The sequence below is a fragment of the Paenibacillus sp. FSL W7-1287 genome (genome assembly GCF_038004245.1).
Lineage (GTDB): Bacteria > Bacillota > Bacilli > Paenibacillales > Paenibacillaceae > Pristimantibacillus > Pristimantibacillus camelliae.
On record NZ_JBBORD010000001.1, the window covers coordinates 3,185,816 to 3,206,553 of the forward strand.

Here is a 20,738-nt window from a genome sequence, read left to right on the forward strand (position 1 = left end):
AAAAACACACTTAACGCTCAATCCAAGCTTGGGCGGTTAAACGCTGCTGTAATTGCTCCCACTCCGGAAGTGCTTCCCAGTCCCCATAGGTTTGTACAGCCAAGGAGCCATTAATAGCTGCTATTCGTACAGCTTCATAGGTGTTCATCCCTTTGCATACCCCTGCTATAAACCCTGCACAGAAGCCATCGCCTGCACCTACCGTGTCAACAACCGTTTCAGCGGGATAGAATGGCACTTGTGTCTGAACTCCTTGCTCATAGATCACATTAAAATCGCCTTTGCCCTTGACTATACAAGTTGCTTTCAGCTCATTCAGCTTACTGTCAATTAGTGCTTCATCTTCCGTATCATATAGAAGCTTTAGCTCATCCCACCCAGGTAAGAAGTAATCTGCCTCTTGAGCAAGCTTCAATATGACTTCCCTTGCCTCTTCTAATGACCACAGCTTTAATCGTAAGTTCGGATCAAAGCATATTCGCACCCCATGTTTTTTTGCAATCTCAATCGCGCGATATAGCGTGTTTTTGCAGCTTTCGCTTAATGCAGGTGTGATTCCTGTTATATGCAGCAGCTCTGCATCTTTAATGTACTGCTCATCCAGTTGCTCTGGGGTCATCGTACTGGCAGCTGAGCCCTTCCGGAAATAATGAACAGCGTTTCTTCCACTAATTTGTTCACGAAACATCATGCCTGTTGGAGCATCCTTACTATATAACACTCTTGATACATCAACGCCTTCACCGCGTATCGCCTTTACAATTCTTTTGCCTAGCGGGTCATCGCCCATTACACTAAACCAGCCGACGTCGACCCCTAATCTGGCAAGACCGATTGCAACATTGCTCTCAGCTCCTCCGAAACGATGCTGCAAGCTGTCTGCGCGCTCAATGGATTGCTGCTGCGAAGGTAAAAATAACGCCATGGATTCACCAAATGTTACGACCTGAGGGGAATAAGGTTTCATACGATAGCCTCCGTTTTATTAATATAGACATGCAATAACGTTTATAGACTTTGCTTTAGCAGAACTGCCTGAATTTGCAAATAAGTGATCGAGCTAGGCAATGCCTCTTTTATGTTGCGTAGTAGGCTAGCATCTACAGAAGCTGTTGCTTCTTGTATTAGCTCTTCTTGCTCAGCATTAAACAACCTGGACCAATCCATCGGGAAGCCTTCTTCAATTGCACGAAGGATGTGCTTCTCAACGGTTTGCTGCGAAAAGCCTCTTTGCTCTCGAATTTGTTCTATCGTTAGACCAGACATAAAGGAATCGTACGAAAGCATATAGCTTGGCTTTTTATCTGGGTCATTTACAGCGTGATCCTGCTCTATCGTCTTCGTCTTAGCTGAAGAGGCTTGAATATGCGCCTCCTTCGTCGCTGAGGAAGCTTGCTGCCTGAACGGTTGTACAATCGTGATTATGTCATCACCGTATTTTGTCGCCTTCGCCTGACCAATTCCTTTTACATTCATCAGCTGCTCAAGCGACGCCGGTGCAGCTTCAGCGATTAATCGAAGCGTGGCATCAGAGCAAATCATAAATGGTGGAATTTGCTCGAGTGCTGCTTGCTGTCTGCGCCAATCCTTCAATGCAGCAAAAATTGGGGATGCATCCTGCGATGAATTGCTTAGTAGCTGCTTCACTTTGCTGCGTCTACGCTGCCATACCTGCTCTTTCCCTTCAATGACATCGCGAGCTCGTTCCGCTAAGGAAACAACTGGATATTGCCCAGAGCTTAGCTGTAAATATTGCTCCGCTACAAGCCAATTCAGCCATTCCACAATTTCCTTCTCTGGAGCTTGCTTCATTAAACCATAGGTTGATAATTGCTGAAGGTTAGCGGCAAGCAAACGCTTGTCTGATGACCCCTTGAGCACTTTAGCAACCATCGTAACACCGAATCTGCCTCGCATACGAGCAACGCAGGACATGGCCATGAGCGCATCCTGAGTGCGGTCAACCTTCTCGCTAGTATCGAGACAGCTGCTGCATTTTCCACAAGGCTCAACCGACCGTTCACCAAAATAATCGACGATAAATTGTTGCAGGCATGAATCGGTACGACAATAGCTGGTCATCTCATGCAGTTTGCTCGCTTGAACCGCCTTACGATTGTCATCGCCCATACCCTGCTCTATTAAATATCGATGAATAAATAAGTCACTTGCATCAAAAAGCAAAATACATTCACTTTCATCACCATCACGTCCGGCTCTTCCAGCCTCCTGATAATAGGATTCCAGATCACCCGGTACCTGCCAATGCAGCACATACCTTACGTTAGGCTTGTCAATGCCCATGCCGAATGCGTTCGTTGCGACAATTATTTTACTTTGATCAAATCGGAACAGCTCTTGCGCCTCGGCTCGTGCAGCATCCGATAGCCCGCCATGATAAAGCTCAACCCTGTACCCAAGCTCGTTGATCCGCTCATATACGGACTCCGCTTCTTTTCTCGTTGCTGTGTAGATAATACCAGACTGCTCCGTTCTTTCTCTAAGAAACTGAGTAAGAAAGCTCATCTTATTTACCCCAGTAACGACGGACAAGGATAAATTCGGTCTGGCAAACCCAGTAACGAATGATGACGGGCTCTGCAGCTTAAGCATCGCCACAATATCCTCTGCCACCTCCTGCGTCGCTGTTGCTGTAAAGGCGGCGACGACTGGCCGATTATCCATTCTACTAATGGCAAGCGCCAGCTGTCGGTAGCTTGGACGAAAATCATGCCCCCATTGTGACACACAGTGGGCCTCGTCAATAGCAATTAGCGGGATTCGCATATGCTCAGCAAGCTGCTGGAACATCGGTGCATCGAATCGTTCTGGAGCAATATATAACAGCTCATATTCACCGTTAAAAGCCTTAGCTAACGTTTCTCGGTACTGCTGCTGGGATAAAGAGCTGTTCAAGTACGCAGCGGAGACGCCTAATCGAGTTAACGCATCAACCTGATCCTTCATTAGAGAGATTAAAGGTGAAATAACGAGCGTTGTTCCTGGCAGCATAAGAGCAGGGATTTGATAGCAAACAGATTTTCCTCCACCTGTCGGCAAAATGGCAAGCGTATCTCTCCCATTCACGATGCTATCTATGATTTCTTCCTGACCTGGACGAAATTGGTCGTAGCCATATATTTTTTTCAGTACTGTATGTGCCGACATTGGCTATACCTCACTTTCATTAAAGCACAAACTTGTAATAAAGAACCCTGTCTTCCGATTGTATGGGAGCAGCATTTGCGCTACTACGCATTGGAATGACAGGGTCTTCCCGATCAATTGGATTAGGTCGTGTCAGACAGCCTTAGATACCTAGACCAGCTTTAACAACCTCAATAACCTGAGCTACTGAAGCGGCAGACTTATCTAGCGCTGCTTTCTCCTCGGTTGTTAGTTCTAACTCAACCACCTTCCCTATGCCGTCGCCACCTAATATAACAGGCACACCCATAAAGAGCTCGTCATAGCCGAACTCACCCTCAAGATAAGCGATGACAGGGATAATACGCTTCTTATCCTTAAGGATCGCTTCTGTCATTTGCACGAGTGAAGCAGCAGGAGCATAATAAGCACTGCCGTTGCCAAGCAAATTAACAATCTCACCGCCGCCAACGCGGGCACGCTGTACGATTGCCTCAATTCGCTCTGCAGGGATGAGCTTCTCAATTGGAATGCCGGCTACATTAGAATAACGTACAAGCGGTACCATATCATCACCGTGTCCGCCAAGTACAAAGCCTCGGACATCCTCTACAGAAACATTCAGCTCCTGCGCAATAAATGTACAGTAACGAGCAGTGTCAAGCACACCCGATTGCCCGATTACACGATTCTTTGGAAATCCAAGCGTGTGGTAGGCTGCGAACGTCATCGCATCTACAGGATTACTCAAGATGATCACATATGCATCGGGACTAGTAGCTTTAATCTGCTCACAGACGGACCGGACAATACCTGCGTTCGTCATAACAAGATCGTCTCTACTCATACCAGGCTTTCGTGCAATGCCAGCCGTAATAATGACGATATCGGAATTTTTCGTATCCTCATAGCTGGATGTACCGATGATCCGTGAATCCACACCCATCACAGGCGTAGCCTCTAGCATATCGAGTGCTTTCCCCTTAGTCGGATTCTCAAGAGGTTCAATATCAACCAGCACAACATCGCCAAGCTCCTTTTGAGCTAGCATCAAGGCAGTTGTAGCCCCAGTGAATCCAGCGCCAACAACCGTAATTTTTTTACGTGTAATAGCCACTAATCATCCTCCTAAAGCTTTTTAGTTACTTCTGGTGGTACTTCATTGCAACTAAAAAGCCACATCGGAAGCATATGCTAAGCTTTTTAGTTACTTCTGGTGATACTTCTCTGCAACTAAAAAGCTGCTTCGAAAGCATATGCTAAGCTTTTTAGTTGATACATGTTAAAGAGAGCCTATATAGGCTCTCTTTTTGTGCAGATTCTAGCTGCTTCTTATGCTAAATGTTTAATGATTTCGTCTGCGAATTGAGAGCACTTCACTTCAGTAGCGCCTTCCATTAGACGAGCAAAATCATAAGTTACTGTTTTGTTATTAATTGCAGTTTCCATACCTTTGTAGATAAGATCTGCAGCTTCCTGCCAGCCTAAATGCTCAAGAAGCATAACGCCAGAAAGAATAACTGAACCAGGGTTAACAACGTCTTTATCAGCATACTTCGGAGCTGTACCATGCGTTGCCTCGAAGATTGCATGTCCTGTTAGATAGTTGATATTAGCACCTGGTGCGATACCAATTCCACCTACTTGTGCTGCAAGAGCATCGGATAGGTAGTCACCATTCAGGTTCAGAGTTGCAATAACGTCGAAGTCTGTTGGACGTGTAAGTACTTGTTGCAATGCGATATCAGCAATCGCATCTTTAACGATAATTTTACCTGCTGCTTCTGCTTCGGCTTGAGCTTTGTTAGCTGCCTCCACACCTTCAGCTTCTTTAATGCGGTCATATTGACCCCATGTAAATGTTTTATCAGCAAACTCTTGCTCAGCAACTTCGTAGCCCCAGTTTTTGAACGCGCCTTCTGTGAACTTCATGATGTTACCTTTGTGAACAAGTGTTACAGTTTTTCTGTTGTGCTTAATTGCGTATTCAATCGCAGCACGAGCCAAACGCTTAGATCCTTCAGAAGATACAGGCTTAATTCCGATACCAGAAGTTTCAGGGAAGCGAATTTTGTTAACCTTCATTTCTTTTTGAAGGAACTCGATTACCTTTTTCACTTCTTCAGAACCAGATTGATATTCAATACCTGCATAGATGTCTTCAGTATTTTCACGGAAAATAACCATGTCTACTAGCTCAGGACGTTTAACTGGAGAAGGTACACCGTCAAAGTAACGTACTGGACGCAGGCAAGTGTATAGATCTAGCTCTTGACGAAGTGCAACGTTAAGAGAACGAATTCCTCCACCGATTGGCGTCGTAAGCGGACCTTTAATCGCAACAATGTATTCACGAATTGCAGTTAGTGTATCAGCAGGCAGCCACTCGCCAAACTCGTTGAATGCTTTTTCTCCTGCGAACACTTCATACCATGCAATTTTCTTTTCGCCATTGTATGCTTTTTCAACTGCTGCATCTAGAACACGCTTTGAAGCTTTCCAAATATCGCGCCCAGTTCCATCACCCTCGATAAATGGGATAATTGGTTGATTTGGTACTTGCAATACCCCGTTATCAATTGTAATTTTTTCACCATCAGTAGGCATTGCGAATTTTTCAAATAGAGACATGAATCATTTTCCTCCTTTAAAGTAATTAAATCGATATACATTAGCTATTATAGCAGATTATCTCTCATCAACTGGAATGTAAGACGCTTGGATTGGTCCAACATATTCAGCACGAGGACGTATCAATCTATTGTTCTCATATTGCTCTAAAATATGAGATGTCCAACCTGATACGCGGCTAATTGCAAATAGCGGTGTAAACAAGTCGCGCGGGATTTTTAGAGCAGTGTACACAGAAGCTGAATAGAAGTCAACATTCGGCTTCAAGCCTTTGCGGCTTGTTACAAGCTCTTCAATTTGCGTGGACATTTCATAGAGCTCAAGATTACCTATGAGATTACCAAGCTCGAAGGACATCTTCTGAAGATGCTTTGCACGTGGATCACCGTTTTTATATACGCGATGACCGAAGCCCATAATTTTCACTTTATTGGCTAATGCATTTTCGATGTAAGCCGTTACATTATCTTTGGAGCCAATCTCCTCAAGCATAACCATAACCGCTTCATTCGCACCACCATGCAATGGTCCTTTTAATGCTCCAATAGCAGAGGTAACCCCTGAATATATATCGGATAGAGTAGCAACTGTAACACGAGCAGCAAAGGTAGAAGCATTGAGCTCATGATCGGCATGTAGTACAAGTGCTTGATCCAATGCCTTTACAGCAATATCAGCCGGCTCTTCACCAGTTAGCATGTATAAGAAATTATGAGCAATGGAAACTCCTTTTTTCGGAGCAATCGGCTCTTTACCTTCACGGATACGAGCAAATGCTGCAACGACTGTTGGAAGCTGGGCTTGTAATTTAATCGCTTTCAGTTGGTTCGCTTCGGTAGACATATCTCCGCTTAGCGGATCATAAAGCGCCAGGCTTGATACTGCTGAACGAAGTGCTGCCATAGAATTTGTATTCGCAGGATATAGCTTAATCGCTTCAATGACTTCGTTCGGAATTGCAGCAAACTCATCCAGCTTTTGCTGTAATTCAGCGAGTTGATCGCGACTTGGCAAATTACCGTACCACAACAAATATGCTACTTCTTCATATGAAGCCTTTTCAGCAAGTTCGTCGATGTTAATACCACGGTATGTTAAAACCCCATCAATGATAGAACTGATAGAGGATTGCGCTGCTACAATACCTTCAAGACCTTTTGTTGCTGTCATCGTTCCCTCTCCTTTATTATTAAGAATGAATTACTTGAGCCTATTGTTCAACCCGAATCATCAAAATTAATCATATAGGATTTTGTCAAAAAAGTGAACATAAGCTAGGATAGAAATGCTTTATCGCCTTCATTGATAAAATATATCAGGTAATTTTTCCATAGCTTGTTTATTATAGCACATAAGTTCTTACGCGCAAAAGATTTCAGGACAATAAACATCAGAATCCTTGAAAATGCTCATATCGAAAACTAATAACTTTTTAGATATTATGATAAACTATTGAACAAGTCACCGAACTGGAGGAATAAAATGTCACAACGCTATGGCATCATCGACATTGGTTCAAACTCAATTCGACTCGTAATATATGAGAAAACGGAGCAAGGTGCGCATCGGGTAGTCGATGGCAGCAAGCGCTCCGCACGTCTTAGCAGCTACATCAACGAGCAGGGTGAGTTAAGCCAAGAAGGCATTCATGTGCTGATTGACACACTTAAAATTTTTCAACTATTAGCCAAGCAGCATCAGCTAGAAGAGCTTGTGCCCATTGCGACAGCTGCTATTCGCAATGCTGCTAACCAAGCAGACATTGTCATGCAAGTAGAACAAGAAACCTCACTTCATATAAAGATACTATCTGGTCTTGAGGAAGCTGAATATGGTTTTTTAGGTATGATCAATTCTATTTCTGTTCAAAGTGGTTTTTTGCTAGATATAGGCGGGGGTTCATCTGAGCTTACACTATTTATTGATCGTAAGATTATTCATAGCTTTTCCTTTCCATTTGGTTGTGTAAGTCTAAATAAGCAATTTGACAGCAAGCAAGGACTAAATGACATTGAGCTCACTCAGCTTTACGAGGAAATCGAAAGAGAGCTCGCTAAGCATGATTGGATTGCAGGTTATAAGCATCTACCTCTAGTTGCTGTTGGCGGTACGGCGCGAGCAGTCGGAAAAATCCATCAAGCATCCATTGACTACCCGCTTGCTCAAACTCATAATTATCCAATGTCGGATGCAGATGTTATGGAACTGTTCAATCAATTGAGGGCATTGCCTCATGAAAAGCGGAAAAAGACTAACGGGCTAAGCAAGGATCGAGCAGATGTTATCATTCCAGGACTTGCAATCTTAACGAAAATATTTCAATATACAGATGCTGAGCGTTATGTTATCTGCGGTGCGGGACTCCGTGACGGAGTGTTTCATAAGCTGTTTTTCCCAGAGCAGCCGCTGCACAATAACCCGCTTGAATACAGCATAGAAAACTTAATCGCGCTGCATACGGCCCTGCCGCGTGCTCATACGGATCACATTAGTGCGCTAGCAGATCAGCTGCTTTCCATTCTTATGAAGGATGACCCAAGCAAACAGAGCTACGCACTATACTTGAATGCTGCAGCACGGCTTTATCGGATCGGCGCAACGATCGAATACTATCAATTTGCAAAGCACACCTTTTACCTTATTGTGCATTCACATCTAAATGGGCTTTCGCACAAAGAGATATTACTCGTCGCCGCCATCGCTTCGTTTCGCAGTAAAGGCAAAGCGAAGTCAGAGCTTAAAGGCTATAGCAAGCTGATCTCTCAAGTGGATCTAGATACAATATCGCGGCTCGGATACGTGCTGCAGCTCGCTGCCGCCTTAGATCGCAGCGAAGCACAGAGTATACAAAGTATGGAACTTCGTCTAGATCAAGATACATTGCATATCAGTGTCACTGAAGCACAAACGGATATGGAGCTTGAAACCCACAACGTTGAGGATTTGGCGTCAGACTTCAAAAAGCATTGGGGAGTAAGACCGATTTTATCGATGGAGCTTAAACAGAATTAGCCTAGCAGCGCAGCTGCTTTCGTAGCAATAACAAAAGAAGCGTAAACCTCGTTGCTTGAGGTTTACGCTTCTTTGCGTCGTTACTAGTATAGCATGCATGTTGTTATTAGTGCGGTCTCCATTAAACTTTTCTCTCGCAGGACCCGTATTATTGGACGTATTCCTTCCTGCCCTTCCAACGCTCTACTTGCTGGGACTCAAATTGACTTCGATATGGTGCTTGATCAATAGCAACTCTTTCGTATTGACCATTTACACCTAGCGCTCTAGCCTTCACATTATCAGCTAAGTTAAGCTGCAGTATGACAATTAGTAAGTTTTTCAATTCACTATCAAACACGGGACAGAGCAGCTCCACACGTTTTTCCAAGTTCCTTGTCATCCAATCAGCGCTGGATAAGTATACCTCTTCTTCCCCATCATTGTAGAAGTAGACGATACGAGAATGCTCAAGATAGCGGTCAACGATACTGATTACTCTAATATTTTCACTTATACTAGGTAACCCCGGCCTTAAACAGCAAACACCACGTACAATCAGATCGATATGTACGCCTGCTCTAGATGCTTCATATAGCTTATCGATCATCTCTTGATTCGATAAGCTGTTCATCTTGGCGATAATTTTTGCTTCTTTGCCTGCACGCGCGTGCTCAATTTCTCGATCAATCAGCTTCAGTAGTCTAGCCTTTAAGCCTGCAGGAGCAACCGCAAAGGCTTCCCAATCACGGGGCACCGAATACCCTGTGATTTCATTAAAAAGTGCAGAGGTATCAGAGCCGATCACGTCGTTGCTCGTCATTAAGCCAATATCTGTGTATAGCTTTGCCGTGCTTTCATTATAGTTGCCTGTTCCGACATGGACATACCGCTTTAGCCCATGCTTCTCTCTTCGTACAACTAGAAGGAGCTTCGCATGTATTTTTAGTCCGACCAAGCCATATACAACGTGACAGCCTGCTTTCTCTAGCTGCTTAGCCCATGCAATATTGTTCTCTTCATCGAAACGAGCCTTAAGCTCCACGATGACGGTCACTTGCTTTCCTGCCGCTGCTGCATATTCAAGCGCCTTTACAAGTGAAGATTGACCGCTAACCCGATACATCGTCATTTTAATAGCTAGCACATCAGGGTCCTTTGCCGCTTGCCATACGAATTCATTGACAGGCTCAAAGGATTCAAAGGGATGATGCAATAATACATCTCGCTCTGCGATGACACTCATAATGTCCTTATCCTCATCAAATTCAAATGGATAGATCGGATCAAATTTTTTATAGCGTAGCTGATCGTGACCATTCACCATGCTGGAAAGCTTCATCATAAAGCTTAAATCAAGCGGCCCGTCGATCATATATAGTCCTTCCTCAATCTCAAGCTCTTCCTTAAGCACCTTCAATGCATAGGCATCAATGTCGCACTCCACTTCCAGTCGAACTGGATTCCCCCATTTTCTACGTCGCAGCTCCTTCTCAATCTCCTCAAGCAGGTCCTCGGCACCCTCCTCATCAAGTGATAAGTCCGAGTTACGAGTTAGACGGAACGGGCTAACAGACTCTACTTCATAGCCTGTAAACAACGAGTCAATGAAGGTCGTAATGATGTCCTCAAGCAATATAAATTCCTGTTTTTTACTATTGCTGCGGCTTGGAATGGCGAAGCAACGAGGAAGAATCGATGGAATCTGGATGATTGCAAACAATGGCTCACAGCCTTCTTCCTCTTCTCCCTCCATACGCAACGTAACTGCAAGGTACAGCTCCTTCGTGTGCACATGAGGAAAAGGCCTGCTTTGGTCAACTGCCATTGGCGTAATTACAGGAAAGACAATCTCATTATAATAGTCAGCAATTGCCCTTTGTGCAGTTATGGTGAGCTCTGAATACTCACGTATAAAAATACCTTCTTTACTTAAACACTTTACGATTTCTCGATACGTTCGATACTGCTCGGTAACCATGTCTTTGGTCCGCTTTTGCAACCTTTTCCACAATCCCGATGGAGAGTAGCCCGTGAAATCCATTTTCGTTAAGCCCGCTCGAATCTGCTCATGAACACCAGCCACACGTACACTCATAAATTCATCTAAATTACTTGAAACAATGGATAAAAACTTTGCTCGCTCAAGAAGTGGATTTCGTTGATCCTGCGCCTCTTGCAGCACTCTGCGATTAAATTCTACCCAGCTTAGATCTCTATTTAAATAGGCTGATAATTGCTTCGTCATGAACGTTCCCCCTATGCAGTATTATTTCTAATCTCAAATATTAAACTGCATTAACAAAACTATATCGAACAATCGTTAATTATAATGCTTTGAAATGTAAAGGAATTGTTAAATTAGAAACGACGAAACATGAACCTTCCATTATTAATGCCTGCTTCAATCCATTTCAATATGATGCCTTCAAAAATTCGTCGTGTTAATGGAATGATAAGTAATACACCAGCAATATCGGATATAAAACCAGGAATAAGTAGAAGTAACGCTCCTGCAAGCACACATACACCATTAACTAAAGCACGCCCTGGAATTTGCCCAACATTCATTTGTCCTCTCGCAATCTGCATCACTTTACGCCCTTCGTAGATCGCTGCAGCCGCTCCAATTACACTTATCATGATCATTAGTGTGAAGGTGTTCCAGCCACCAATCCAATCTCCAACGAGCAGCATTCCCCATATTTCTATTAGTGGATATATGATTATTATTGCGGGCAGCCACTTTTTCATCCTCTTCCACCTCATTTACATCATTTGTAATTTTTCATAAAGCTCAGGCATAACCTTTGAAAGTCGAACAGGCTTAAATGTTTCATTGACCCATACATGCTTAGTACCACCATGTACTAAAAGCTCCCCAGGCAATTCCTCACTGGAAGCATAGCAACCTGCTTTATAATCAGCTTCCGTTACTTTCCTTACTTGAGATTCAAACTCCATACGCAGAGGAGTGAGATGCTTCATTCTTGTACAAATAATAACCATATCATCATATTTAGCAGGCAGCTCATAGCTGACCGACAAATCAATTACAGGAAACAGCAATCCATTTTCCTCAATATCTCGATAGGTTACCCCTAAAGCTCTTACCCATTCTGTACGGCCAATTTCAAACCAGGTTACATAATTCCCGTGAAATACGACTCCCATTTGATCCGTTTCTTGGTATCTAACACGTTGTGGATGAACTAGCCATTTACCAGCCATGTTGAATGCTCCTTTTTGCAACTCTTTTTATATCATTATAATAAAGGTTATGCTCGCCATGCAAAGCACAAACAGAGCAGATAAACATAAGACCGCAATCTTCTGTAAAACAAGAAGATTGCGGTCTTTATTCAATGCCGAATATGCTACAAAGAATTACTTCGTAATCAAAGCCGAGCTTTTTGACGGACTTATAATAATGGTTCAAAAAGCTCGGCTTTCAGTACCGAGAAGATGGGACGATACTAGAAACCGAGGAGCGCAGCGTACATTACTTGGTACGTGAGCACCAGAGGTTTCGGTAGCGTTCCATATTCGATGTCGAATACGCTACAAAGTTAAAACTTCGTAATCAAAGCCGAGCTTTTTGAACTACATCTATATTAGAGGACTTTGGATTGGCCCGAGTAGATATACCCAGTCTCCGCATAAATCGTAACTTCCATACCATCCTTAAGCAGTTCAGTTGCGTTCTTAACACCAAGAATAACAGGTGTGCTTAGGTTAATGCCGCATACTGCTGCATGGCTCGTAATGCCGCCTTGCTCAGTAATAACAGCGCCTGCGCGCTCGAATGCTGGGATATGATCCTTGTCAGTAGCTACTGTTACAAGAATATCGCCTTGTTGTACCTTCGCATTTGCTTCTTCAGCTGTACGAGCTACAACAATTTTGCCTGTAACATTTTGACTGCCGATCCCTTGTCCAGTTGCAAGCAGCTCACCAATATGATGAATTTTCATTAGGTTCGTTGTACCAGCACGTCCAACAGGAACACCAGCAGTAATGACAACCGTATCACCAGCAGCTAGCCAGCCTGTATTTAAGGCTCCGTTCACTGCAGAGTCAAACATCTCGTCCGTTGTTTCAGCTTCAGGTCCTTGAACCGGGAATACCCCCCAGCATAAAGCTAGACCGCGCATAACTTGCTCAGTTGGTGTAACTGCAACAATTGGCGCTTTTGGACGGTATTTTGATACAACACGTGCAGTGAAACCACTGTGCGTTGATGTAACGATGGCTTTAGCATTAAGATCTAATGCTGAGTTCGCAACAGCTTGGCTGATCGCTTCTGTTACGGAGTTTTGCTGTGCACTCGCTTGCTTCATAAATATTTCGCGATATTCTAATGCTTCTTCAGCGCGCTGTGCAATGCGTGACATCGTCTGAACCGATTCCTCTGGGTACTTACCAGCAGCTGTTTCACCTGAAAGCATAATTGCATCTGTTCCATCAAAGATTGCATTCGCTACGTCACTCGCCTCTGCACGAGTAGGACGCGGATTACGCTGCATGGAATCCAGCATTTGAGTAGCTGTAATAACTGGCTTACCAGCAACATTACATTTTTTAATCATCATTTTTTGAACTAGAGGTACTTCCTCTGCTGGAATCTCAACGCCCAAGTCGCCGCGAGCTACCATCAAACCGTCTGACACCTCTAGAATTTCATCTAGATTGTCTACGCCCTCTTGGTTCTCTATTTTAGATATAATTTGAATATGGCCTGCATTGTGCTGCTCAAGAAGCTCGCGAATTTCTAATACGTCGCTTGCTTTACGTACGAATGAGGCAGCGATAAAATCAATGCCCTGCTCAATTCCGAATATGATATCATTTCTATCTTTTTCTGTAATACCTGGAAGAGAGATTTTTACACCAGGTACGTTAACGCCTTTTTTACCTTTAATCGGACCGCTATTTACGATGCGACAATGAACTTCCGTACCTTCGATGCCTTCAACCTTCAAGCCTATTAAACCATCATCGATAAGAACTGTTGAACCAACGGACAAATCGTTAGGAAGATTTTTGTAAGTAACAGGAACGCGATTACGATCACCAATAATATCTTCGGTAGTTAATGTAATTGCATCTCCTTGAGCAAGCTCAATCGGTTCTTCGTTGAGTTTGCCTAGACGAATTTCTGGACCTTTCGTATCTAGCAAAATTGCTACTGAAGTACCAAGCTCCTGATTCGCTGCACGAATATTTTTAATTCGATTACCGTGCTCTTCAAAATCTCCGTGTGAGAAATTTAAGCGAGCTACGTTCATTCCTGCATGGATCAATTTCTTCGTATTTTCCAACGATTCGCTGGATGGTCCAATTGTACAAACGATTTTAGTTTTACGCATGATAGGTTTCCTCCGTTTAATGCCTGAAATTCAAAACTATAGTATCATCATTGCATCATAATTTTATCGGTTTTATAGTGGATTGGCAAGTTATAACAGCAGTTTTCGACATACAATCTAAAACTTCTGCTATAGGCCGCTTGAACAGACTATTCTATAGCTTGGCCAGCTTCTGCCTCTGCCATACGATATTGACCAATTTTTCTAAATTTATGGTAGCGATCCTCGATCAAATCGTTCTCATTCATCTCTAACAGCTCGTCCAAATGCTTTCCGAGAGATGCCTTAATAGATTCTGCTTGCTCTTCGAGATTACGATGCGCTCCACCCTGCGGCTCAGGAACGATTTCTTCTATGATTTCTAATTGAAGTAGATCTTTCGCTGTAATCTTCATCGCTTCAGCTGCTTCATCAGCTCGAGATGCATCCTTCCACAATATCGAAGCTGCACCGTTTGGTGAGATCGCCGAATATATTGCATTTTCAAGCATGATGACACGGTTACCTACACCAAGCGCCAGCGCTCCACCGCTACCACCTTCACCAATAACGACACAGATGATTGGCACACCAAAGCCAGCCATTTCCCGTAAATTTCGAGCAATCGCCTCGGATTGTCCACGCTCTTCAGCAGTATCCCCAGGATAGGCACCCTTAGTGTCAATAAACGTAATGATTGGACGTTTAAATTTATTAGCCTGCTGCATTAAGCGCAGCGCTTTACGAAAGCCCTCCGGATGGGGGCTACCAAAAAAGCGAGCAATGTTGTCGCGTGTATCTTTTCCGCGTTGATGACCAATAACGGTTACTGGCAATCCGTTAAATTTAGCGATTCCGCCTACTATAGCAAGATCGTCAGCAAACAGTCGATCACCGTGCAGTTCTATAAAGTCTGTAAATATCGCGTTAATAAAGTCAAGCGATGTAGGACGCTGATGGTGGCGGGCTAGCTGCATTTTTTGAGCAGCTGTTAGCTCACGATACATCGTATCTTCCAGTTCCTTGCAGCGTTCCTCAAGTCTAGCGATTTCCTCTGAGAAATCTAGTCCAGTCCCATCGCTTAAGCTTTTCAGTTCTTTAATTTTATTGCGTAGCTCATTCAGTGGCTTTTCAAAAGGCAGCTCACTCACTCACAGAAACCTCCTTTACCATATGCATATCGAGAAGCTTTGTAAGCATCGTGCGCATATCCTTGCGATGCACAACCTTATCAAGCTGTCCATGCTGCATATTAAATTCTGCAGTTTGAAAATTATCAGGAAGCTTCTGACGAATCGTTTGTTCAATAACGATACGACCAGCGAATCCGATAAGTGCACCAGGTTCTGCAAGATTGTAATCCCCTAAGCTTGCAAAGCTAGCTGATACACCACCGGTAGTAGGATCAGTAAACACAGAGATATACAAGCCGCCATCGCCTTGGAATTTTGCCAAAGCCGCGCTTGTTTTAGCCATCTGCATTAGACTCAATATACTTTCCTGCATCCTAGCACCGCTAGATGTAGAGAATATAATAAGAGGTAGCTTCTTAAGATGTGCGCTTTCAATTGCTCGCGTAATTTTCTCGCCAGCAACGGAGCCCATACTTCCTGTAAAGAAGTCGAAGCTCATTACGGCAACGACAACCGGAAAGCCACCAATGGCCCCTTCACCAGATACGACAGAATCCATTAGGTTAGATTTTGCCTTTTGCTGCTCAAGCTTTGCTTTATAGCCTGGGAAGTTTAGTGGGTCCACAGATTCCATCGTTTCATCGTATTCCACAAAACTACCGTCATCAAGTGTCATCGCTATACGCTCTCTAGCGCTTAAGCGACCATGATAACCGCATGATGAACAGACCTTAAGATTTTTCTCAAGCTCTTTACTATACTGTATATTGCCACATTTCGGACATTTGTTCATTAGTCCTTCCGGAACCTCACGCTTTGGACGCTCCGTAGGAATCGTGGCATATTTCTTCTTAGAAAACAAATCTTTTATTTGCAATTTTCACACCTCTTTGGGCGCAATCGAATCCTATAGCTCTCTATGGGCGAATGATGCTGTCAAATATCTCTCGTATTTCTTCTACCTCACCTGAAGGAACTAGAATTTCGAATTGCTGTTTAGACAAATTGACAGGACGGATTTTTACGAGAAATCCTTCTTGTAATAGTTTATTTTTTATGTTTTCAGCAGCTCTCTCAGTCGGTGCAATATAAAATACCGTCCACATGGGTTTACCTCCTACAACACCACGTTAGCAATCGTAAATTAAATATACAGCTGCGATCCCGTCAATGGCCGTATGATGAACTCATGATAACATAACTATTGAGGATCGGGCAAATCATATTGCCGCGCCTTTTCATCCTGATGTGCGATTCTCGCTGAGGCTGCTGCAGCAAGCCCTGCGACCAAATCATCAAGGAAAACATGAATGCCTTTCCCTTTCTCATTTAACTTTTGCAGTATTCCAGGCTTCATCTTGTCCAAGTAGCCAAAGCTTGTCAAACCAATCATTCCATATACGTTTGTAATTCCTAATGCCATCGTTTCATCTACTCCGTACAACGGCTCGTCTTTTTCCATAATGGCTTGAAGTGGCTGAGGCAGTTTTCCTTGCTCAGCGAGCTGATCTAGAGCAATGCCTGTGTATAGAGCATATTGCACCTCACGCTTCGACAATACGGCTCTCACACTCTCTACACATTGCTCTAACGTTAAGGCCGCATTATAGGGTAGCTGTAATTGATAAGCGATTTCTGCAACTTCTTGTAGGCTAACACCACGTTCCAATAACAACGCTTCTATCGTACTCATTGTCTTCACTCCCTACATACTAGTGTAGGAAAGCATATGCACGACTAACTGAAATTGTGCCTTAAAATTACTTTACAGCAATCGATCCCTCACCAAGTAGCTGATGGACTTGAATAGCAAGCTGCTCACTGTATCGGACGTGATACTGCTTACTTAATGCAACGATTTGACCGGTACCTTCATAGAACAATACGGTCTCTTGCTCACCGCGATGAGCTCGCAGTACCCTCTGCAGCTGAGCAAGTATTTCCTGCTTTTGCATTTCGCTGCTCAGCTTAATATAAACTTTTTGTAAATTATTTTGAGTTGATGAAGTATCGGGCGATGAAACATGAGACTGCTCTGCATCTCGTCTAACGTTAGAGTGCTTGTTAGTCCCGGTGCTTTGTGCCGCCTGATGATGCAGCTGCCCATTACGTCGCTGCATAGCTTGCGTACGCCAATTTGCTTGAGAACGAAGACGATCGACAGCAGGGCGTAACGCAGCGTAATCTTCAGCCTCTGGAACGACAGCATCATGAACGATCAGCTTTAGCTCATCCTCCTGCTTTTGCAGCTCAACTAGCATTAAAGCAAGCTTGTCCTTGCTGAGCTGCTGGGAATGCTTACTCCACACTCTATTGAAGATCACAGCCTCAACTCGAACAAGCGCATCCTCAATCTCTGCAAAAGCCATCGCTTGACCACTTTTACTTACGAACGAACGCAGTGAAGTGATGCGGACAGGGACAACTGCATAGCTTCCGTCTTCCTTCTCATATAGCTCAACTAGCTGATCTATAGAAGTACCGGCGATGCCTGCTAGAAGCTCATCAAGTGGGTGACCTGTTAAATACATGCCTAACAACTCGTACTCATGCTCTAATTGCTCATGCATCGTAAAGGGGCTTATATCAGGCAGCTCAACATTCCAGTTTTGGATTTCCTCAAATCCAAATAGCTCAAGCTGAAGCTCATCACGCTGTTTCTTCCACTTCGTAACGGCTTCAAGGCAATCATCAAGAACGGCATAGAGCTGTGCACGATGTCCCTCAAGTCCGTCAAATGCACCCGCAAGAATTAGCGATTCTAATACGCGCTTGTTGACGACACGAAGATCGACACGCTTACAAAAATCTAGCAAGCTTTCATAAGGCCCATCTTGCCGTCCCTTTACTATCGATTCAATCGCCTGCGTGCCAACATTTTTTATGGCAGACAAGCCAAATCGAACCCCTTCCTCCACAGGAGCAAAGTTCAAATGACTTTCATTAACATTCGGTGGAAGCACCAGAATCCCCATACGGCGGCACTCGTCCACATATTGAGCCGTCTTCTGCAAATTGCCTGCTACCGAGGCTAGCATGGATGCCATAAATATAGAAGGATAATGTGTCTTAAACCATGCAGTTCGGAAAGCGAGCACAGCATAAGCGACAGCATGTGCACGTGGAAAACCGTAATCAGCGAAGCGAACAATCATGTCATACACTTCATTAGCAGTTTGCTCGTCATAGCCCATGTGAAGACTGCCTTTAACAAAGTGAGTTCTTTCCTCGTCCAGCACTTCACGCTTTTTCTTTGATACTGCTCTTCGCAGCAGATCGGCTTCACCTAATGAAAAACCAGCCATATGTGAAGCAATCTGCATAATTTGTTCCTGATATACTATAATACCGTAAGTATCCTGCAAAATATGCCGAAGTTCGTCGTGCGGATATTCGACATTAATTTTCCCGTGTTTCCCTTCGATGTATTTTGGAATAAACTCCATTGGGCCTGGTCTATACAGAGCTAGCACGGAGACGATATCCTCAAAGTTAGAAGGCTTCATCTCCTTCAGCACTCTTCGCATGCCTGCAGATTCCAGCTGAAACACGCCTGTTGTTTCTCCTTTGCCCAGTAGCTCATAAGTAGCAGGATCATCATCGGAGATCGAATGAAAATCTACCGATTTGCCGTGTAGCTTTTCTACCCAGCGATACGATCTTTCAAGAATGGATAACGTTCTTAATCCGAGAAAGTCCATTTTGAGCAAACCAATTGCTTCCAAGTGCTCCATCGCGTACTGAGTCAGTGGAAGCTGCTCACTTCCGTATTGAAGCGGTGTGAAGTCAGTAAGTGGCTGAGAGGCAATAACAACACCTGCTGCGTGTGTTGATGAATGCCGCGGCATTCCCTCTACCTTCATAGCCATATCAATCAGCTGCCTAGTAGACTCACGCTGCTCATAAGCATTACGCAGCTGATCACTATGCTGAAGCGCACCTGCTATCGACATTCCAACGGCATTCGGTATTTGCTTAGCTGCACGGTCAACCTCTTGAAACGACACGTTCATAACACGTCCAACATCTCGAATAGCTGCCTTTGCTGCCATCGTTCCAAACGTAATGATTTGCGCTACATGCTCCTCGCCGTACTTGGCTGCAACATAGTTTATGACCTCATCACGACGCTCGTCATCAAAATCAATATCAATATCAGGCATGCTGACACGCTCTGGATTCAAGAAACGCTCAAATAATAGGTTGTATTTAATCGGATCAACGTCCGTAATATTCAAGGTATAGGCAACTAAGCTTCCTGCGCTCGAGCCTCTACCGGGTCCAACCGCTATTTTTCTTTCCTTAGCAAAGCGTATAAAATCCCAAACAATCAGAAAATAATCGCTGTAGCCCATACGTTCAATGACGCCTAGCTCATATTCTAGTCTCTGCTCGATATGCTCGCGGTAAGAGACATCCTCCAGCCACTGCGACTGGTTTCCATAGCGAAGCAGCATGCCATCATGACATAACGACTTTAGAAAGCTTGTAGACGTAAATGCTTCCGGAATTGGCCAAAATTGAGGCAGCTTCGCTCGTCCAAAGGAGAGCTTAAGCTCACAGCGATCTGCAATTACCTTCGTGTTAGCAATCGCTTGCGGCACATGCTGGAATCGCTCGACCATCTCCTCCCCGCTTTTCAGATAGAGCTGATTCGTATCCATCTTCATACGATCTTCATCTTTTAATGTTTTACCTGTTCCGATGCAAATGAGCACATCTTGTACTTCAGCGTCTTGCTCATTTACGTAATGTACGTCATTCGTTGCAACAAGTGGGATATCTAGCTGCTCAGCCAGCTCGATCATCATTTGGCTCGCTCGCTTCTGCTCAAGGATGCCGTGATCCTGTAATTCTAAGTAAAATCGATCACCGAATATGTCCTTGTAACGCTTTGCAGCAGCAACAGCATCTTCCCAGCTCCCGTGCAGCAGCTTCTGATTGACTTCTCCACCTAGACATGCGCTTAAGCAGATAATCCCCTCTGCGTGTGCACGAAGGGTTTCTTCATCCGCACGAGGTCGATAATGATTGCCTTCAAGCTGAGCTATGGAAACGATATTCATAAGATTGCGATATCCCTGCTCATTCATCGCAAGTAATATTAAATGATAGATTGGGTTGTCCTTGCGGTTCCCCTTTTCAAAGCGAGAACCCGCCGTATAATAAATCTCGCAGCCAATGATAGGCTTAATATCATGCTGCTCACATGCTTTATAAAAGGCAACTGTACCGTACATCACACCGTGATCCGTCAGTGCAAGTGATTTCATCCCTTTGCTTGCAGCCGCTTTAACGAGCTCCTGTATGCGTGCGGCTCCATCTAATAGACTATATTCACTATGGACATGCAAGTGGACAAAGTCCGCAGCCAGTGTATTGCTCATCAATCGTCACTCTCCTGTCTACAAGCAGATATTATTCCTATTATTTTATCATATTCCGTATGGACACGCCCATACAATGAAACATAAGGTTTGTCTACTTT

The 20,738-nt window shown here is 44.0% G+C and carries 15 protein-coding genes; 1 reads left to right on the top strand and 14 read right to left on the bottom strand.

Annotation, left to right across the window (positions count from 1 at the left end; all coding sequences use genetic code 11):
• Nucleotides 1–10: 10 nt before the first annotated feature.
• The 5 genes from NSQ99_RS14480 to citZ all read right to left on the bottom strand — a co-directional run bounded on the left by NSQ99_RS14480 (nt 11) and on the right by citZ (nt 6,948).
• A complete protein-coding gene (locus NSQ99_RS14480; protein WP_340837395.1) occupies nt 11–967 on the bottom strand; it encodes a sugar kinase in 957 nt (318 codons plus the stop codon).
• Between the two features lie 41 nt (nt 968–1,008).
• The gene (gene recQ / locus NSQ99_RS14485) at nt 1,009–3,168 is read right to left on the bottom strand and encodes a DNA helicase RecQ (protein ID WP_340837397.1); all 2,160 of its coding nucleotides are present in this window, start codon (nt 3,166–3,168) and stop codon (nt 1,009–1,011) included.
• 142 nt (nt 3,169–3,310) lie between these two features.
• A complete protein-coding gene (mdh, locus tag NSQ99_RS14490; protein ID WP_251665999.1) occupies nt 3,311–4,264 on the bottom strand; it encodes a malate dehydrogenase in 954 nt (317 codons plus the stop codon).
• A 215-nt stretch (nt 4,265–4,479) separates the two neighbouring features.
• Complete coding sequence (gene icd, locus NSQ99_RS14495) at nt 4,480–5,778, bottom strand: NADP-dependent isocitrate dehydrogenase (RefSeq protein WP_251666001.1); 1,299 nt, start codon at nt 5,776–5,778, stop codon at nt 4,480–4,482.
• A gap of 57 nt (nt 5,779–5,835) precedes the next feature.
• Nucleotides 5,836–6,948, bottom strand: coding sequence for a citrate synthase (gene citZ, locus NSQ99_RS14500; RefSeq protein WP_340837399.1), 1,113 nt, complete (start codon nt 6,946–6,948; stop codon nt 5,836–5,838).
• Between the two features lie 312 nt (nt 6,949–7,260).
• Here citZ and NSQ99_RS14505 point away from each other — a divergent pair, with 312 nt between their 5' ends.
• Nucleotides 7,261–8,790 carry a Ppx/GppA phosphatase family protein gene (locus NSQ99_RS14505; protein ID WP_340837401.1) on the top strand — a complete coding sequence of 510 codons (1,530 nt, stop codon included), beginning with the start codon at nt 7,261–7,263 and terminating at the stop codon, nt 8,788–8,790.
• A gap of 148 nt (nt 8,791–8,938) precedes the next feature.
• Here the strand turns inward: NSQ99_RS14505 and NSQ99_RS14510 are convergent, their stop codons facing one another.
• From NSQ99_RS14510 to NSQ99_RS14550, 9 genes are all read right to left on the bottom strand, one after another.
• Nucleotides 8,939–11,017, bottom strand: coding sequence for an RNA degradosome polyphosphate kinase (locus tag NSQ99_RS14510; protein ID WP_340837403.1), 2,079 nt, complete (start codon nt 11,015–11,017; stop codon nt 8,939–8,941).
• 113 nt (nt 11,018–11,130) lie between these two features.
• A complete protein-coding gene (locus tag NSQ99_RS14515) occupies nt 11,131–11,523 on the bottom strand; it encodes an FxsA family protein (protein ID WP_251666009.1) in 393 nt (130 codons plus the stop codon).
• 15 nt (nt 11,524–11,538) lie between these two features.
• Nucleotides 11,539–12,000: an acyl-CoA thioesterase gene (locus NSQ99_RS14520; RefSeq protein WP_340837405.1), complete on the bottom strand. Its 462-nt coding sequence runs from the start codon at nt 11,998–12,000 to the stop codon at nt 11,539–11,541.
• A gap of 383 nt (nt 12,001–12,383) precedes the next feature.
• The gene (pyk, locus tag NSQ99_RS14525; protein WP_340837407.1) at nt 12,384–14,138 is read right to left on the bottom strand and encodes a pyruvate kinase; all 1,755 of its coding nucleotides are present in this window, start codon (nt 14,136–14,138) and stop codon (nt 12,384–12,386) included.
• Between the two features lie 149 nt (nt 14,139–14,287).
• Nucleotides 14,288–15,268, bottom strand: coding sequence for an acetyl-CoA carboxylase carboxyltransferase subunit alpha (locus NSQ99_RS14530; RefSeq protein ID WP_251666012.1), 981 nt, complete (start codon nt 15,266–15,268; stop codon nt 14,288–14,290).
• Nucleotides 15,261–16,127, bottom strand: a complete 867-nt coding sequence (gene accD / locus NSQ99_RS14535; protein WP_340837409.1) for an acetyl-CoA carboxylase, carboxyltransferase subunit beta — start codon at nt 16,125–16,127, stop codon at nt 15,261–15,263. Before accD ends, NSQ99_RS14530 begins: the two co-directional genes overlap by 8 nt.
• Nucleotides 16,128–16,167: 40 nt before the next feature.
• Nucleotides 16,168–16,356, bottom strand: a complete 189-nt coding sequence (locus NSQ99_RS14540) for a glutamate decarboxylase (RefSeq protein ID WP_251666014.1) — start codon at nt 16,354–16,356, stop codon at nt 16,168–16,170.
• A gap of 95 nt (nt 16,357–16,451) precedes the next feature.
• Nucleotides 16,452–16,943, bottom strand: coding sequence for a phosphatidylglycerophosphatase A family protein (locus NSQ99_RS14545; protein WP_251666015.1), 492 nt, complete (start codon nt 16,941–16,943; stop codon nt 16,452–16,454).
• Nucleotides 16,944–17,010: 67 nt separating this feature from the next.
• On the bottom strand, nt 17,011–20,637 hold the full coding sequence (locus NSQ99_RS14550; protein ID WP_340838798.1) for a DNA polymerase III subunit alpha: 3,627 nt from the start codon (nt 20,635–20,637) through the stop codon (nt 17,011–17,013).
• Between the last annotated feature and the right edge of the window lie 101 nt (nt 20,638–20,738).

What these genes read in the sequence shown, in the direction of transcription:
- NSQ99_RS14480 (WP_340837395.1), bottom strand. Translation starts at nt 967, where the DNA reads ATGAAACCTTATTCCCCTCAGGTCGTAACATTTGGTGAATCCATGGCG.
- recQ (WP_340837397.1), bottom strand. Translation starts at nt 3,168, where the DNA reads ATGTCGGCACATACAGTACTGAAAAAAATATATGGCTACGACCAATTT.
- icd (WP_251666001.1), bottom strand. Translation starts at nt 5,778, where the DNA reads ATGTCTCTATTTGAAAAATTCGCAATGCCTACTGATGGTGAAAAAATT.
- citZ (WP_340837399.1), bottom strand. Translation starts at nt 6,948, where the DNA reads ATGACAGCAACAAAAGGTCTTGAAGGTATTGTAGCAGCGCAATCCTCT.
- NSQ99_RS14505 (WP_340837401.1), top strand. Translation starts at nt 7,261, where the DNA reads ATGTCACAACGCTATGGCATCATCGACATTGGTTCAAACTCAATTCGA.
- NSQ99_RS14510 (WP_340837403.1), bottom strand. Translation starts at nt 11,017, where the DNA reads ATGACGAAGCAATTATCAGCCTATTTAAATAGAGATCTAAGCTGGGTA.
- NSQ99_RS14515 (WP_251666009.1), bottom strand. Translation starts at nt 11,523, where the DNA reads ATGAAAAAGTGGCTGCCCGCAATAATAATCATATATCCACTAATAGAA.
- NSQ99_RS14520 (WP_340837405.1), bottom strand. Translation starts at nt 12,000, where the DNA reads ATGGCTGGTAAATGGCTAGTTCATCCACAACGTGTTAGATACCAAGAA.
- pyk (WP_340837407.1), bottom strand. Translation starts at nt 14,138, where the DNA reads ATGCGTAAAACTAAAATCGTTTGTACAATTGGACCATCCAGCGAATCG.
- NSQ99_RS14540 (WP_251666014.1), bottom strand. Translation starts at nt 16,356, where the DNA reads ATGTGGACGGTATTTTATATTGCACCGACTGAGAGAGCTGCTGAAAAC.
- NSQ99_RS14545 (WP_251666015.1), bottom strand. Translation starts at nt 16,943, where the DNA reads ATGAGTACGATAGAAGCGTTGTTATTGGAACGTGGTGTTAGCCTACAA.
- NSQ99_RS14550 (WP_340838798.1), bottom strand. Translation starts at nt 20,637, where the DNA reads ATGAGCAATACACTGGCTGCGGACTTTGTCCACTTGCATGTCCATAGT.